The following is a 15,046-nucleotide window of genomic DNA, read 5'->3' on the forward strand; positions in this document are numbered from 1 at the left end:
CTGTCTTTTCCTTTTCCCACTTAGGTATTACATCATGGCTACCCAATCTACTGATTCTGAATATTTTCGCGATTCTCAAACTCAGGCCCAGATGGAACTTCTCGCCACAATTGTTCAGACTGATGTTGCTTACCCCTGGAATCCTGCACAGCTTGAATCGGAATCTTATTTAACTGCCCTAGAGCAGGAATTTGCGCTATCTGATTCATTCAGCGACAGCGATATTGCCCTGAAGTCCCAAGTTTTATTCTCGCAATTAGAACAAGTTTGGCTGACGACTGCTCTGCAAAAGTCTTTGCGCGAAAAATTTGCTCGCGTTCCTCAAGATTTTCTGGCCAGCATCGCTCAAAGCGTGCAAAACGCTACTGTTAAGTATCAATCTTTAGCTGACCAAATGGTAGAGTGCGTCTTAGATATTTTGCCTCAGTGGGCTGAGGAAGATTTGCAGGTGTTGGCACGTCCTTTGGCTTATGCCATGCGAGATGTTGATTCGGAAGGGGGAGAATTAGTGATGGCTACTAAAAGACCTTGGGCCCAATTGTCGGAAATAGAACAAGCCAGGGTTAGTTTGGCTGTCGCCCGCTATGCAATCTCGCAATTAGAAATTGCTGATTAGTTTTTGGATGGCTAAATTTTTGTGCTGCGATCGCGGTAATTTTTTTAAATTAATATAAAATTAATCTACCTTTAGTTAGATGTCAAATTCGTCTAATTGTTAAATCCTAGGGATTGCTATAGTTTGATATAGCAATCCTATTGGATTTTTAGACAAGATAATTTTTTTTGAACTATAGCAAGCGCGCCCGACGGTTAGGACTGGGATGTGGCAGCATTTTCAATCAGCTTTTTATGGGCGGCGTCGCAGAAACGGCCCACAAGAAATATTTTTTATGGTGGAACAGGCCCGAAAGCCTGTTGCTGACATTGCTGAAATCCTTGCCGAAGATTGCTTTTGACCCCCTCGCACCCAGGATAAAAGCCCCCGAATTCATCCGTCCAGAAATAAAAAACCTGTATCCGATGAAACTTGCCCCCCGAATTGATCCGTGGGGTCAATGCTAAAATCTAAAATCTAAAATCTAAAATCTAAAATCTAAAATCTAAAATCGATTGACTTCTCTCCTCGGTAACTAAAGCCTTATTTCTTCTTGCTTCTGCTATATTTTGCCAGGTTTGGACTCGCTAAGCAGTTTGGCAACAGCAAGCAAGATGAATTATCATACAAGGGTTAGAATGTTAAAAAATGTAAAAATAGTAATTGGGGTGTGTAGGAATTTTCAACTGAATTAAAAAGTGGACAGCAGGAAACCCTTACTGTTGCATGCACGATCGGGACTTTAAAATTATTTTATGACAACTTCAAGATTTGATTTTCAAGACTTGAAACGCCGCTTTGGGCGGATTTCGCGGCTGCCGACGGCAACGCTAGTCGTGTTGGGGGTGGTTGCTTTCGCAGGTGCGATCGCCGGGGCCTGGTTTGCGGGTGAAGGTACAGTCAGCGGTATTTTTGCCACAATCAACACTTGGCAGCAAAACCCGCCTGTGTGGCTGCAAGTGCCTGCTACGAGCAAGATGTATTTGTTAGTGCCGACGATCGCGCTTGTCTGTGTTGCTTTAGCTGCAATTAAAATTTCGCCTCAACCGCAGAAATGGTCGCGCGCTGTGGTAGTTGCAATAGTGATGGCTTTAACCATTCGCTACGTTGTATGGCGATCGCTCGCTACTCTAAATTTAACCGATCCCCTCAACGGTATCTTTAGTTTGGGGCTGTTTTTCCTAGAAATGTTACTGGTTTTCAACACCAGTATTCAACTGTATTTAATGCTGAGAATGAAAGACCGGCGTCGAGAAGCAGATCGCATGGCAGTTGCAGTTGAAGCTGGAAACTTCACCCCGGCAGTAGATATTTTCATTCCAACTTACAACGAACCGGCTTTTATTTTACGGCGCAGTGTAATCGGCTGTCAAGCCTTAGATTATCCCAACAAAAAAGTATATTTGCTCGACGATACCAAGCGGTCTGAAATCAAGTTACTGGCAAAAGAACTGGGATGCGAGTATATAACCAGACCCGATAATATTCACGCCAAAGCTGGAAACATTAATCATGCCACAGCCCTAACAAATGGAGAACTAATTGTAGTTTTCGATGCAGATTTTATTCCCACTAAAAACTTTTTAACTCGCACAGTTGGATTTTTTCAAAATCCCGAAATCGCCCTCGTTCAAACACCGCAAAGCTTTTACAACCACGACCCCATCTCCCGTAATTTAGGTTTAGAAAATGTGCTCGCGCCGGAAGAAGAAATCTTTTATCGGCAAATTGAAATCATCAAAGACAGCGCCGACAGCGTGGTTTGTTGCGGTACATCTTTTGTAGTCAGGCGAAGTGCTTTAGAAACAGCGGGAGGCTTGGTCACAGATTCAATCTGCGAAGATTATTTTACCGGAATTCGGCTGTCAGCAACCGGATATCGCTTAGTTTATTTAGATGAAAAATTGAGTGCTGGTTTGGCGGCTGAAAGTATAGAGGCTCATCTAAATCAAAGGCTACGCTGGGCGCGAGGCACTCTTCAGGCATTTTTTATTGATTCCAATCCTTTAACAATTCGCGGTCTCAGATTCGTACAAAGGCTGTCTCATTTGGAAGGATTGTTGCACTGGTTTACCAGTTTAACCAAGGTTTTATATCTGTTGATACCTTTAGCTTATTCATTTTTTGGAATAATTCCTTTGCGGGCAAGTGCGCGGGAATTGCTGTACTTTTTCCTGCCTTACTATTTGGTGCAACTGACTGTGTTTTCTTGGCTGAACCGCCGATCGGGATCGGCTTTGCTTTCGGATATTTATTCGTTCGTCCAGTGTATTCCTTTAGCGGTGACGGTGGTGAGTTCCATGCTGAATCCGTTTGGGAAAGGGTTTCAGGTGACGCCAAAAGGAATGGCGAGCGATCGCTTTCGTTTTAACTGGAATTTGGGATGGCCTTTGATTGTCTTGTTCGCAGCTACAGCAGTCAGTTTGTGGCACAATTTAAACATTAATTTAGTTAAAAATGTTGACACCGTACAGTCAATATCAGAAAGTGCAGATTTGTCAAAAGGCATGGGTTTGGGATGGATTTGGAGCGCGTACAACCTGCTGATGCTGGGGATTGCCTTGCTGATTTTGGTGGATATTCCTAAGCCGGACATTTACGAATGGTTCAATTTACGCAGGGTTGTACAACTGAATATTGGCGGTCAAAGTTTTTGGGGTGTAACCACTGTAATTTCGGAAAGTGGCGCGGAAGTTGCTTTGACACAGTGGCCAAGTTTTGCGGTGAAAAATAAAGGCAGTAAAGAAAGTTTGACAGCAGCAGAGATTTTGCCAAAATATGCCTTTGAGACAAGTTTATCCCAGGGTAAAATAAAAGCGATCGCTCGCAGTGCGGCAGTCAAGGCAAGGAGATCGCTAGCACCCTCTGTTGTTGAGTTCGGCACTGAGCGTCGTTTGGCCAAAGGTTTGATTGATTGCGATTCGGCGACTCTGAAAATTATGGAAGAGAACTGTTTTATTCCTGTGGCTAAGATTGAGTTGGTGAGCGATAAATCTCAGTTGGAGTCGAGTTTTCGGGATGGAAAAGAGTGCAGTTTTGCGGAATTTCCCACTGTGCGAATTGCGTTCGATCGCCTGAACATTAGCCAGCACCGCTGTTTGATCGAAATGCTGTACTGTCGGCCGGGCCAGTGGCAGCGGCAGGAAACTCCCGGAGAATGGCGATCGCTGTGGCTGTTGTTGAGAATTGCTTTGAAACCGAGGGCTGTTTTTGAGAGGAATAGGTCAGTTAGACCGATCGGAGTTTCGCAAATTTAGCTCGAGTTTCCATCCCGCGCGGCTTGCACCAAACCTTTATCACGCCAACAAACAATCCCATCAAGCTGCCCCCGCCAAGGAACAATGGTAGATTTTATAGCAACCGCCAAGACGGTTAGGACGTTCTTAGGAATGAGAATTAAATAACTTAGAATTTTGATGGTTCTTGTGGGATGGGCGTCCCGCCCGTCCAGAAAGGGCGGCCGGGACGCCCAACCCAATTTCAAGAGTGTAAATTATTTAATTCGCGATCCTTAATGGCTGACACGATTGATTTTATTGCTTCTTCCTTCTTCCTTCTGCTATACATAGACAAATGACCAGAACTTGTTTTTTAATTAATTGGCACAAACTCGTAACCGTAACTGGTGCGATTTCCGGGTTTAACAGTTACTAATTGAACTGCGCGATTACGATCGCCCGAAGGTAAAAACCGAATCGGGCCCGATGCTCCTTTTGCCGAAAAATCTGACGCCGATAAAGCTTGTTGAATGCCTGTACGAGTCGGATTGCGCCCTAAACCGACAATTAGCGCTGTCGCCGCATCGTAAGCTAAAGCTGTGCGCCAACTTACTTCAGCATTCCAAAGTTGTTTGGATGTTTGGGGAAAGTTTGACTGCGGATCTGCGAGAATGTGCCAAGGAACAGCCAGCACCATATCTGTTGCTCCTGCGCCACCGATTTGCAGTGTTTTAGCAGTATAAGCACCGTCTCCCGCTAGTAATGGCAGCCGTTTGGCGTTTACTTGCACTACTTGCAAAGCTTGGTCGATCGTGGCTGAATTGGATGCTAACATAATAACTTCTGCTCCTTGGGCGATCGCACTTTTAACACTATCGGCGGCATTAAAATTGCCGTTAGCAAAGTCAAATTCGCCTACTATTTGTCCTCCATCTCCGTAAAGAGCCGTAGTGAATTCATCTTTTAAAGATTTGCTGTAACTGCTGGCAGAATTGAAAAATACAGCAGCTTTTTGCTTTGGCAATTTTCCCAGCATATAGCGGGAAAGAGCATTAGCCGCAAACCGATCGCTCGGCACTGTCCGAAATATATTGTTGGCAACTCCTGAAAGCTGCACAGACGTACTTGTGGGAGAAATTGCTACTAATTTTTTTTCCTGGTAAATCTTGCTTGCTGCTAAGGTTGTATCTGAACCAAAATGCCCGATCACTCCTAAAATTTCCGAGTTATTTGCGATCGCACTGGCAATTTGTGCGGCAATTTCTGGATTGTTGTCATCGTTAGCAATTAGCACTTTTAATGGAGTACCGCTAATGCCGCCGCTTTGGTTGATTTCATTTTGAGCTTGAGCTACGCCCCGCATAATTTCTAGAGCAGCATTGATATCGCCACCAATGGGAACTGCGGCGGCAATTGTGTAGGATTTTTGGTTGCCAATACGGGCGTTGTTGAGGTAAATTAAGGCTTCTGGATCGTTGCGATTAGCTTGCAGGGAAGTTTCCAGGTTGGCAATAGCTGCGTTATAGTTGCCAGATGCGATCGCCTGTACTGCTGCTTGTTTGGTTGTTGTGGCTTGCTCTGGAAGTAACAGTTTTTGGCCAGCACTCAGACGCTGCTCAATTGCCAGCTCTGATTGCGGGGAATTCCCCGTCGGAGGCTTGGGAATTGTCTGATTTGGGGGTGATGAACCTCCGAGATTGATGCCGCCTCGGCTTGTCAGCCACCAAATACCTGCACCGGCTAGCCCGATCGTAATTAGGAGGGATAAGATGAGAACAGCAGTTTCATTTTTTTGTGACATAATTTTACATTTTTATATTTTTGAAATAACGAAGTCATTAGTCATTAGTTATTAGGAGCGATTCAAAAACATTGACCAAGGAGAAAAAGTGATTTGAACTTGGCGATCCCGAATTGATGTAGCGTGCGTCAGATAGAGTGATTTGATCTATCAATTGATGATCTCGGAGCTGAGGCACCATGCCAGCCTAAAATCCAGTAGTCACTACTCCCTTATTATATGCGATCGCCAGGACATGATATAATTCAGTAACATTGGCATAGTAAAAATAGCGATCGCACTGTTTAGTCTGAATGCTTTCAAGGTGGTTCCACCATAAAAGTGCAGTAATTTTTATAAGTTACCGCTTCAAAGATTAGTGAACCCTACCCTGCAAGAGGGCCACTTCCTCCATTCCAAATTTAGTTAAGGAGGCAAGAAATGATAACTGGTGGATTAGATAAAACGCTGAGTGTTGGAACTGATGTGGCAGCTTGGTTTCTCTTTCATCCGCACGATCTGGCACATCGTCGGGCAGATCCTCATAATTGGTGGACCTATGACTTTGCCATTTTTAAAGAATTTGCCGCTGGAACACTTGTTGCCGTCCACACAGGGGGGGATGGTAATTCTACAGTTAGGTTCACTAACGTCGGATTGACCGAACGAGAACTTACCTACGCAGTCTGTTGGGCCGATTTTCGGTTGCAGGTAAAACATCAATCTCTCTATCTGGATGGGGGTTATGTGTTGCCAGCAGAAGAGTGTGACGAAATTGAGCGATACGATCCCGAGAGTTATGGATGGATTGAGTTACCCAATGGCAATTATCGAGTGACGGTTCATGCGATCGCTTGGTACGACGAACCAGGTGCGCTGGACGAGAACAATTATTCAACCGAGTCAGCTTTAGCTGCCTATGTTGCTCACTTTCAGTCTGTGGCAGATATAGATTCGATTGCGCCTCCAACAACGCTTCCAGATCTATATCCACTGTGTTCAACTTCCGAAGATGTGGTATTTTCTGAAGGCGAAGAGTTATCGATTCAAAACACACCGTTGCAAGGGTCTGAGTACCCTGTATTACAGTGGCATGAGGTGATTTTCCCCTACAGTGAACACCGATTAGATCTCACTAGATTAGTAGAATCGTTTGAGCTAAGCAACGGGCAGGTCGTTACAGTTTTATCGTTAGACGTTCCTACAATTGGGACACTGGTTCAATACACATATCTGGACACATATAGCGAGGGCCACTATGAAGCAATGGGTGTAGTAGCAATCCGGTTGGTTGAGTTGAAGCGCGTCTTTAAACGCAATGAGTTTTTTTGGGCAGAGGTTGAACCTTATAATCCAACTTTTGTGCCTGCCGATCTAGAATCCATTGAGGAGTTGAAGCGTCTTTTTGCAGACTGTGCAGCAATCAAACTTACCAATTCCATCCATGTGGAGTATCCTCACTTTTATGCAGAGCATATTGCGTCCCTGACAGAAGCCCGTGAGTTGGGATGGCGGGTTGCTCATGCTCTAGATTTAATAAGCGATCGCCAACAGGAATTAGTAGCCCTCTCAGAAAGAGAATTAATTCACAGGTCGATCTGTCACTTGAGTCACAGAGAGTAAACCAACATTATACAATCTGAGGTGAGTAAACCTGAGAACTACCTTGAAAAACACCTAGGGGGTAACTCTTCAGTCCTGTATTTAGTTACAAACTTTTACGTTAAAGTTTGGTATATATCATAAACATTTGAAAAAAAGCTTTTCTTAATCATATCTTTATTTTTCTCCGGGAGCGGGAGAGGGAGGGAGGCTGTAACAGCAAAGGGTTCGGTAAAATAATTAAAGTTTGTTGAAATTTATAAAAATAGCTGCAATACTTTGTAATGTAAAGAGGAAAGTTGAAAAATATCTAAAGACAAACTAATTGGATTGCGATGTCGCTAAGGTAGTATATATGACGGTTTGTCACAGAAAAAGAGTGTTAAGCTCGGCTAAGCTCAGCAAAAGTAAAAGCTCGCTATTTCATTAAGTTCGATCGATAACAAAGGCTAAGGTAAAGTTCATGGCAAACTCAGTTTTAAATCAGCCAAACGCAGCAGGAGTGCAGTGGCAGCCAAAAGATATTATCCGGGGCTTAGTGTGGAAAATTGCGATCGCAACCTGGCTGTTAATGGCAGTAGGCAGCGCCACGCGAGTCATGAATGCGGGGCTCGCTTGCCCCGACTGGCCGCTGTGCTACGGTCAATTAATACCCGCAGCGCAAATGAATTTGCAGGTATTTCTGGAGTGGTTTCACCGGTTGGACGCAGCGGCAATTGGCTTGAGCGCGATCGCACTTTTAGGACTATCTTTGTTTTACCGCAGCCGCCTGCCAAAATGGCTGCCGATTGCGAGCGCTGGGGCAGTATTTTTAATTGTTTTTCAGGGTGTATTGGGCGGCTTGACAGTAACACAACTGCTCAGATTTGACATCGTTACCGCTCACTTGGGAACCGCTTTACTGTTTTTTGGGGCCCTGCTAGTCATCGGTTTCATGCTGACTCCCTACGAAGCTACAGGAAATGTCGGCAAATTGGCTTGGGTAAGTTCGATCGCAGCATTGTTAGTTTACCTGCAAAGTTTGCTAGGAGCATTAGTAGGCTCTAGATGGGCACTGCACCAATGTTTGAGTTCCTCAGAATTGTGCTCGGTAATGAACAGCCACATCGCGGGTATCGTACCAGCTACAGCAGCGACTTTAGCATTAGCAGTGATGGCTTGGCGGCAGCCTGCACTGAGTCCAAATTTGCGAAAACTGGCTAACTGGGCGAGTGTTTGCCTCATTGCTCAATTAGTTCTCGGATTAGCAACTTTCCGGCTGCACCTTCAGGTAGAACCGCTGACAGTCGCCCACCAAGCAGTCGGTGCTGCTTTGCTGGGAACCCTGATAGCTTTTAGTGTTTTAGCTTGGCGCGATCGAGTTTTATCAGCTTGAGAGTAATATTATGTCCGGTAGCATCGTTATTATTATAATCCAAGGTCTTGTAGGGGCGGGTTCACCATGATTCTCGATAAAAGCCAACAGTTTCATAAACCCGCCCCGCCCATACAAGCACCAATCAACCGGACACTCTCTAAAACGCAGATTTATCTATTCCTTGAGTAAGAGAGGGCTGATTTATCTCTCGTCGGTGGGGGCGGGTTTATTAATCCTTTTAGCTACGGCAGATATCTCTCGTAAAACCCGCCCCTACGAACCAATGACAACTAACTGACAACTGAAAACTAACAACTAATAACCGATGCAAGAAGTTCTTACAAACAATAGCCCCCGTCTCCACGAAAACTTTTCGCAAGTCGTGAAAAGTTACTATCAACTAACAAAACCCAGAATTATTTTACTGCTGCTAATCACGACATCAGCAGGAATGTGGATGGCCGCCAAAGGAGAAGTAGATCCGCTATTGCTGGTATCAACTATTACCGGAGGCGCTTTAGCTTCTGCGTCGGCGAATACGATTAATTGTGTTTACGACAGCGACATCGATTATATTATGGAGCGCACCCGGTGGCGGCCGATTCCTTCCGGGCGTGTCAAGAAGCGGGATGCTTTGATATTTGCGATCGCCCTAGCTACAATATCCTTTACATTGCTCACAGTTGTTGCCAACTTATTAGCCGCATTGCTAGCAATGTCAGGCATCGTTTTCTATGTCCTAATTTACACCCACTGGCTGAAGCGTCACAGCGTGCAAAACATCGTCATCGGCGGTGCAGCAGGGGCGATTCCCCCGCTAGTTGGGTGGGCTGCGGTGACAGGAGATTTGAGTTGGGGTGCGTGGCTGCTGTTTGGGATTATCTTCCTGTGGACACCGCCGCATTTTTGGGCATTAGCAATGATGATTCGCGACGAATACAAGGAAGTAGGCGTCCCGATGTTACCTGTAATTGAGGGCGACGAAGCCACAGCCCGCCAAATTTGGATTTACACGCTATTGATGCTTCCTGCAACTTTGCTGCTAGTTTATCCCCTGAATTTAGCGGGCGCGGTGTATGCGGGAACAGCTATTTTCCTCGGTGCTATTTTTGCCCAAAAAGCTTGGTTGCTGTTGCAGACTCCAGAGGATAAGATTGTTGCGCGATCGCTCTTCAAATACTCTATTCTGTACCTGATGCTATTGTGCGCTGGAATAGTGGTTGACAGTTTGCCTGTGACTCATAATTTTACTACTGCTGTTGTGCAAAATGTGCAAACTTTGATTAGTGCAGTTGTGATGTAGTTATGACTTACCCATAAATACCAAAGAAAGCGGGTTTTTCACCACCATTAAAGTCTCAAATCCACTATTTAGCTAAAAAACCCGCTTTCTGCCTAAGTCCTAGTAGTGAGTTAAATTGCAATTCTTAAAATTCAGCCCGCATCTAGCGGGTTTTATTTGTTTACTTTAGGGAATGGGATACAACCATTTGCGAAATAATTGTGTTAAGCGCGGCATGATCAAATAGGTGAGCAATATAACAGTCAGACCTGTGATCATCAGAGATGTGAGCAACGCAGGAAGTCCAGATAGTAGCGGTACCAGCAAACGATTGAGAATAGAAATGGTAACAAACACTCCCAACCATGTAACTAACGCCATTTTGTAGCGAGGGGGTGGAGCCTTCATCGATTTATGGGGCAGCGTAAACCAGGTTTCCAACCCGGTCAGGGTTTGAATATCTTCTGGCCTTTCAATCAATGGCTGCAATCGCTCAATCCATTCTCGCCGAACATCAGATTCTAGCCATGTCTTGAGATTGTCGTAGCAATCGAACTTGAGAATGACCACGTACTCAGGATGAGCGTGATCGTGGGGTCGAATAGTGCTAACACCCAGATGTCCCTTAAATTTTCGTGCATCTGCAGCGATGCCATGAAACCATGCTTCGTAACCTTGCTCTCGCCCCGGTTTCACTACATGAGAGATCACAGCGGTGACTAGATAATTTTCTTCACTGGTATTGCTCGCCAACGGTTCTTCCAACATAGAATTTAGAGAATTAACTGAGAGAAAAGTTTTATTGAGAACAACCACCCTAGAGACACCAAATTGCTCGGCAATTTTCGGTCGCACGTCTTTAAACATTCGGGAGATTAACGAATGCGATGGAGAAGGTTTGGCATGAGATGAAATGACTATAAAAAGACTTACAATCATTGAGAAGAGCTATTAAAAACACCCTCTACGTGACTTACCACTAAGTAGTTGTCACCGCTACGTTCCAGGTAAAATTCCTAACCTAGCGATGACAATATTAACTCAGTTACACAGGAGCTAAATAAACTAGGCGCTTTCTCACTACTTACTGGGATATCCAGGATTTGCCGTTGCTGCATAGCTGGTCATCAGGTTTTTGTAGTCAGGAATAAACTCTGCTAAGAGACTACCCAGTCCTTCAATATCGTTGCGCCAGTCACGGTGCAATTCACACACAACGCTAAACCAATTGACCAACTGAACTCCAGCACGAGACATTCGATCCCAAGCTGCATAGCGACAGGCTTCATCGAAGGTTCCAGAGGCATCGGTGACAACAAAAACCTCATAACCTGCCTCTAATGCCGAAAGCGCACAAAAAGTAACACATACATCAGTGACAATTCCGGCAATGATCAATTGCTTCTTGCCTGTTGCTTCTACTGCTTTAACAAAGTCCTCGTTGTCCCAAGCGTTGATTTGTCCGGGACGCGGAATAAAGGGAGCATCTGGAAACTTCTCCTTCAGCTCAGGGATGAGGACTCCATTGGGGCCTTGCTCAAAGCTAGTTGTCAAAATTGTAGGCAGGTTGAAAAATTTGGCTGCACTTGCCAGCGCCAGCACATTATTTTTGAAGTCGGCGGCACCAATATCACGCACAAGTGAGAACAGTCCAGTTTGGTGATCTACCAGCAAAACCGCAGCATTATTCTTGTCTAGACGGTTGTATTTGAATGTAGACATGAGGTATTTCTCCTATTTTGGTTATTGGTGAATGAGGCATTGCAGAAGGGAGTAAAGAATCAAAAAACCTTGAGTTGTACAACTTAAATGTGCTTTTTTATTAAAAGCGAAACGTCTATTTCCTCTCAATAACTTATGGCGTAAGCTATTGCGGCATGAACTCAGTTTGCAAAATCTCACCAAATTTCACGATTCAAGATCCGCAAGTTAAGCGCTGAGTTAGGTCGCTAGTTGGTCAGTGAGGGCAGCAGCTTAAAAGTTATGTGTGAGTATTCAGAGCCAAAGTAATTGCCTTTTGTAGTATACCGTAGGACAATCTACTCAGCTCAATATGCTGGAGTTCGCCATGATTCGATCGACCACACCGGATGACAGGACTGCGCTCATGGCCATAGCCGACGCGATCGGCTTCGGGCCGAAGGAGGTTGAGGAACTGAGCGAAATGCTGGCTGATTACTTCGGTGGCGACAGCGACAGTGCTCATTTCTGGCTCACCGATGACGACAATGGGCCAGTTGGGGTCGCCTACTGCGAGCCAGAACGGATGACCAATCAGACGTGGAACCTACAATTGATCGCGATCCGACCTGACCGCCAAGGACAAGGACGCGGTGCGACACTGCTGCGCTACGTTGAACAAACGTTGAGGGCGCGGGGCGGGCGCATATTGCTGGTGGAAACGTCAGGGCTGCCGGACTTCGATCGCACGCGGGTGTTCTACGCGAAATGCGGCTACGAGGAGGAGGCGCGCATTCGCGACTTCTACGCGGCGGGCGATGATAAAGTCGTGTTCCGCAAAGTGTTAAGCGCAGATTACAGCGACCAGTTGCGACATCCCACACTTTAATCGAATAATAAATTAGGTCTTTTGGGCAATGATATAAACATGATTTTCAGGATACTGGTCATATTCGAGATGGCGGCAGGTGCAATGATGCTCAACGAGAATTTCCAGGAAAGTATCTACGCCCAAAGTGCTGTAATCAAAGTCTTGACCTTGAAATGCTCCCGAAACCTCGCTGCTTGTATGTCCGCCGCCACAAGTGAACAGGATCACTCCATTAGGTTCAAGCGCATCGCATAGCTTTTGTATCACAGGCGCTTGCTTGTTGAGTGGCAGATGAAAAGTGCTGTCCCACGCTGCAATCAGGCTGTAAAGTTTCGGCGGCAGCCAATCACAAATGTCTTCCCGGTAAAACGTGATTTCTGGATGTAGCTGCTGGGCTAAATTGATCATTTCGCTAGAAATATCAAGTCCTTCAGGCTGAAATCCATGCTTGGATAAACTGTTAATAAAACGTCCGCTGCTTCCACACCCAACATCAAGTGCTGCGTGCTGCTTAGAAGTAAATTTGATCGCCCGTTCTAATTGGGCAATCCCGTAGGTTGAATCTTGATGCTCAGTTTGCCACCATTGGGCAATTCGATCGTAGCGGGCCGATGTATCATTTGGCTGCATAGAGTCACCTCATAAGTGTCGATCGAGATTTTCAGCGAAATTAAAATCTTTGTCCACGCTAAGCACAGACTACGCGATCGCCCCTAACCCTCTCAATGTGGCTTTTTGAGCGTTTGTTAATCGCGTTGCGGCTTGAATATTCATTACATCTTGAACACTACCAAATTTTTCAATGTTTCAATTTCGGGCTGTGAGTGGGAAAGTGGCGATTTCTGTTGCAGATTCTGGCAGAGGGGGGCGCAGACAAAGATCAACTAGCGGCCCTAACAGCGGAACTAGAGACACTGCCCAAAAAATGCGATCGTCCGCGAGTCCACGGCGTGCCATGTCGTCTCCCAAAAGTGAGGGAAATATTACAGCCATCAAGCAACAATCCCAAGTTATTAAATGCACAATAGGGGTTAATTCCTTCTAGCTGGAATTTGAGCATTTTTTCAATAACTGTTAACGTTCAGGGCTAATCGAGAGGAGTTAGCAGTAAGGTGTAGGCAATAAATGTTGCCCACAGCAACCCCAGAAACATTTTTGGTTTCATCAGATATAACGAGTAGTTGAACCCGACTCAACTAAATTATGGTAAAGTAGCAGCCGAGTTAGCGCCGTCTATCTTAGGTCATAAGCAGTTCGATTAGAACAGCCGCTGCAAACCCCGTTTTAGTCCGGGGATGAAAGGCTCTACAGTAGGCGATCATTACTTTAGGCAGACGCAGGAGCAGCGCCAGTGGGGATACATTTTAAAGAATCTGTGGTTTTCATTACAAAACCCTTTATAAAAGGAGTTTCAGCGGTGAACTTAATATCTGTAGAGGAACTCAAAGCGCTGGTACAATAATCTGGTGGGTGGTGCGTCTATATTTATATGTCAGGCGCTCAAAAAACAGAAATTCACCAAAATCCGATTCGGTTCAAAACTTTAATCAGAGAGGCTGAAGACAAAATATAAGAGTACGGATTTGATAAAAAATAAGCAGGCGAATTGCTAGAGCCAGATTAATTTACCACGTTTAAACTAATGGAATCTAATTCAATGACAAATTCCGACAAACAAAACCAAACTAACACCAGCGATACCGAACGCTGGGCATCTTTAATAGGTGGGGGGGCGCTGGTGCTTTTTGGTTTGTCGCAGCGTTCTTTGCGAGGTGCTTTGCTGGCGGTTGCGGGCGGCGGTTTAGCTGCGCGCGGTATGGGGGTTGTGGAGGGTTTGCAGTCGGCTGCCGATCCGAATCAAAGCATTAAAGTTGAAAAGACGGTGACGATCGACAAACCGGCTGAGGAATTGTACCGTTTATGGCGCAATTTTGAAAATTTGCCTCGGTTTATGAAGCATCTCAAACACGTTACAGTCATCGATGAAAAACGTTCTCACTGGATTGCTAGCGCGCCGATCGGCAATAGTGTGGAATGGGATGCAGAGATTGTCCGCGAAGAAGAAAATCGCTTAATTGCTTGGGCGTCTGTGGAAGGGGCTGATGTTGACAATTCGGGTTTTGTGCGCTTTCAACCGGCACCAGCGGGACGGGGTACAGAGGTAAAAGTTGTCATCGAATACAACCCTCCGGGCGGTGCAATTGGTGCTGGTGCTGCTAAACTATTTGGCGAAGCTCCTGAACAGCAAATTGGAGATGATTTGCGCCGCTTTAAGCAGTTGATGGAAGCTGGGGAAATAGCGACTACGGAAGGTCAATCTTCGGGCCGCAAGTAAGTATCGCACTTTTGGTGGTAAGCCCTTGCAGGGAGACGGCGAGTGTAGGGACTTAGGACAAGCTCATAGGTGTTCAACTTAAGCTATTTGTCCACCAGTTCTCCCGCCCACCCGTTAGTCCGCCAGTCCGCCAGGGAATGAATTCCCTGTCTCATAGCGAAAGTCCTCTCAAAGAGGACTGAAAAACTCATTAGTCGTCTTCAGACGACTTTAGCTTTGAGGCAGGGGTTTCAACCCCTGTCGGACTGTCTGTCTCATAGCGAAAGTCCTCTCAAAGAGGACTGAAAAACTCATTAGTCGTCTTCAGACGACTTTAGCTTTGAGGC

The 15,046-nt window shown here is 45.5% G+C and carries 13 protein-coding genes; 8 read left to right on the top strand and 5 right to left on the bottom strand.

All coding sequences use genetic code 11. The features are described 5' to 3' along the window. The first annotated feature begins 34 nt into the window (after nucleotides 1–34). The 3 genes from QUB08_RS16125 (at nucleotide 35) to QUB08_RS16135 (ending at nucleotide 3,852) form a co-directional block, all read left to right on the top strand. Complete coding sequence (locus tag QUB08_RS16125) at nucleotides 35–616, top strand: hypothetical protein (RefSeq protein ID WP_333154909.1); 582 nt, start codon at nucleotides 35–37, stop codon at nucleotides 614–616. A 167-nt stretch (nucleotides 617–783) separates the two neighbouring features. Then, nucleotides 784–1,062, top strand: coding sequence for a hypothetical protein (locus tag QUB08_RS16130; RefSeq protein ID WP_333225660.1), 279 nt, complete (start codon nucleotides 784–786; stop codon nucleotides 1,060–1,062). A gap of 288 nt (nucleotides 1,063–1,350) precedes the next feature. Next, entirely contained in the window at nucleotides 1,351–3,852 is a 2,502-nt protein-coding gene (locus tag QUB08_RS16135; RefSeq protein WP_333225661.1) for a glycosyltransferase family 2 protein, read from the top strand. Nucleotides 3,853–4,186: 334 nt separating this feature from the next. On the opposite strand, the gene QUB08_RS16140 is transcribed toward QUB08_RS16135, so the two are convergent. Further along, on the bottom strand, nucleotides 4,187–5,614 hold the full coding sequence (locus tag QUB08_RS16140) for an ABC transporter substrate-binding protein (RefSeq protein ID WP_333225662.1): 1,428 nt from the start codon (nucleotides 5,612–5,614) through the stop codon (nucleotides 4,187–4,189). A 420-nt stretch (nucleotides 5,615–6,034) separates the two neighbouring features. Here QUB08_RS16140 and QUB08_RS16145 point away from each other — a divergent pair, with 420 nt between their 5' ends. The 3 genes from QUB08_RS16145 to QUB08_RS16155 all read left to right on the top strand — a co-directional run bounded on the left by QUB08_RS16145 (nucleotide 6,035) and on the right by QUB08_RS16155 (nucleotide 9,855). Then, nucleotides 6,035–7,216, top strand: a complete 1,182-nt coding sequence (locus QUB08_RS16145) for a hypothetical protein (protein ID WP_333225663.1) — start codon at nucleotides 6,035–6,037, stop codon at nucleotides 7,214–7,216. Nucleotides 7,217–7,658: 442 nt separating this feature from the next. Next, complete coding sequence (locus QUB08_RS16150) at nucleotides 7,659–8,570, top strand: heme A synthase (RefSeq protein ID WP_333225664.1); 912 nt, start codon at nucleotides 7,659–7,661, stop codon at nucleotides 8,568–8,570. 307 nt (nucleotides 8,571–8,877) lie between these two features. Further along, nucleotides 8,878–9,855, top strand: coding sequence for a heme o synthase (locus tag QUB08_RS16155; protein WP_333225665.1), 978 nt, complete (start codon nucleotides 8,878–8,880; stop codon nucleotides 9,853–9,855). 165 nt (nucleotides 9,856–10,020) lie between these two features. Here the strand turns inward: QUB08_RS16155 and QUB08_RS16160 are convergent, their stop codons facing one another. Beyond that, nucleotides 10,021–10,773 carry an antibiotic biosynthesis monooxygenase gene (locus tag QUB08_RS16160; RefSeq protein WP_333225666.1) on the bottom strand — a complete coding sequence of 251 codons (753 nt, stop codon included), beginning with the start codon at nucleotides 10,771–10,773 and terminating at the stop codon, nucleotides 10,021–10,023. A 141-nt stretch (nucleotides 10,774–10,914) separates the two neighbouring features. Beyond that, nucleotides 10,915–11,556 carry an isochorismate family cysteine hydrolase YcaC gene (ycaC, locus tag QUB08_RS16165; protein WP_333225667.1) on the bottom strand — a complete coding sequence of 214 codons (642 nt, stop codon included), beginning with the start codon at nucleotides 11,554–11,556 and terminating at the stop codon, nucleotides 10,915–10,917. A 331-nt stretch (nucleotides 11,557–11,887) separates the two neighbouring features. Here ycaC and QUB08_RS16170 point away from each other — a divergent pair, with 331 nt between their 5' ends. Further along, a complete protein-coding gene (locus tag QUB08_RS16170) occupies nucleotides 11,888–12,403 on the top strand; it encodes a GNAT family N-acetyltransferase (RefSeq protein WP_333225668.1) in 516 nt (171 codons plus the stop codon). A 12-nt stretch (nucleotides 12,404–12,415) separates the two neighbouring features. Here the strand turns inward: QUB08_RS16170 and QUB08_RS16175 are convergent, their stop codons facing one another. Together QUB08_RS16175 and QUB08_RS16180 are read right to left on the bottom strand one after the other, a co-directional pair. After that, the gene (locus QUB08_RS16175; protein ID WP_333225669.1) at nucleotides 12,416–13,015 is read right to left on the bottom strand and encodes a class I SAM-dependent methyltransferase; all 600 of its coding nucleotides are present in this window, start codon (nucleotides 13,013–13,015) and stop codon (nucleotides 12,416–12,418) included. Between the two features lie 177 nt (nucleotides 13,016–13,192). Next, a complete protein-coding gene (locus QUB08_RS16180) occupies nucleotides 13,193–13,378 on the bottom strand; it encodes a hypothetical protein (protein ID WP_333225670.1) in 186 nt (61 codons plus the stop codon). A gap of 664 nt (nucleotides 13,379–14,042) precedes the next feature. On the opposite strand from QUB08_RS16180, the gene QUB08_RS16185 reads away from it, so the two are divergent. Then, nucleotides 14,043–14,720, top strand: a complete 678-nt coding sequence (locus QUB08_RS16185; protein ID WP_333225671.1) for an SRPBCC family protein — start codon at nucleotides 14,043–14,045, stop codon at nucleotides 14,718–14,720. Nucleotides 14,721–15,046: the final 326 nt, after the last annotated feature.

The organism is Microcoleus sp. BR0-C5 (genome assembly GCF_036705045.1).
Taxonomy (GTDB): domain Bacteria; phylum Cyanobacteriota; class Cyanobacteriia; order Cyanobacteriales; family Microcoleaceae; genus Microcoleus.

Bases quoted from the DNA above. Each gene is read 5' to 3' on its own strand.
- QUB08_RS16125 (WP_333154909.1), top strand. From the start codon at position 35: ATGGCTACCCAATCTACTGATTCTGAATATTTTCGCGATTCTCAAACT.
- QUB08_RS16135 (WP_333225661.1), top strand. From the start codon at position 1,351: ATGACAACTTCAAGATTTGATTTTCAAGACTTGAAACGCCGCTTTGGG.
- QUB08_RS16140 (WP_333225662.1), bottom strand. From the start codon at position 5,614: ATGTCACAAAAAAATGAAACTGCTGTTCTCATCTTATCCCTCCTAATT.
- QUB08_RS16145 (WP_333225663.1), top strand. From the start codon at position 6,035: ATGATAACTGGTGGATTAGATAAAACGCTGAGTGTTGGAACTGATGTG.
- QUB08_RS16150 (WP_333225664.1), top strand. From the start codon at position 7,659: ATGGCAAACTCAGTTTTAAATCAGCCAAACGCAGCAGGAGTGCAGTGG.
- QUB08_RS16155 (WP_333225665.1), top strand. From the start codon at position 8,878: ATGCAAGAAGTTCTTACAAACAATAGCCCCCGTCTCCACGAAAACTTT.
- QUB08_RS16160 (WP_333225666.1), bottom strand. From the start codon at position 10,773: ATGATTGTAAGTCTTTTTATAGTCATTTCATCTCATGCCAAACCTTCT.
- ycaC (WP_333225667.1), bottom strand. From the start codon at position 11,556: ATGTCTACATTCAAATACAACCGTCTAGACAAGAATAATGCTGCGGTT.
- QUB08_RS16170 (WP_333225668.1), top strand. From the start codon at position 11,888: ATGCTGGAGTTCGCCATGATTCGATCGACCACACCGGATGACAGGACT.
- QUB08_RS16175 (WP_333225669.1), bottom strand. From the start codon at position 13,015: ATGCAGCCAAATGATACATCGGCCCGCTACGATCGAATTGCCCAATGG.
- QUB08_RS16180 (WP_333225670.1), bottom strand. From the start codon at position 13,378: ATGGCTGTAATATTTCCCTCACTTTTGGGAGACGACATGGCACGCCGT.
- QUB08_RS16185 (WP_333225671.1), top strand. From the start codon at position 14,043: ATGACAAATTCCGACAAACAAAACCAAACTAACACCAGCGATACCGAA.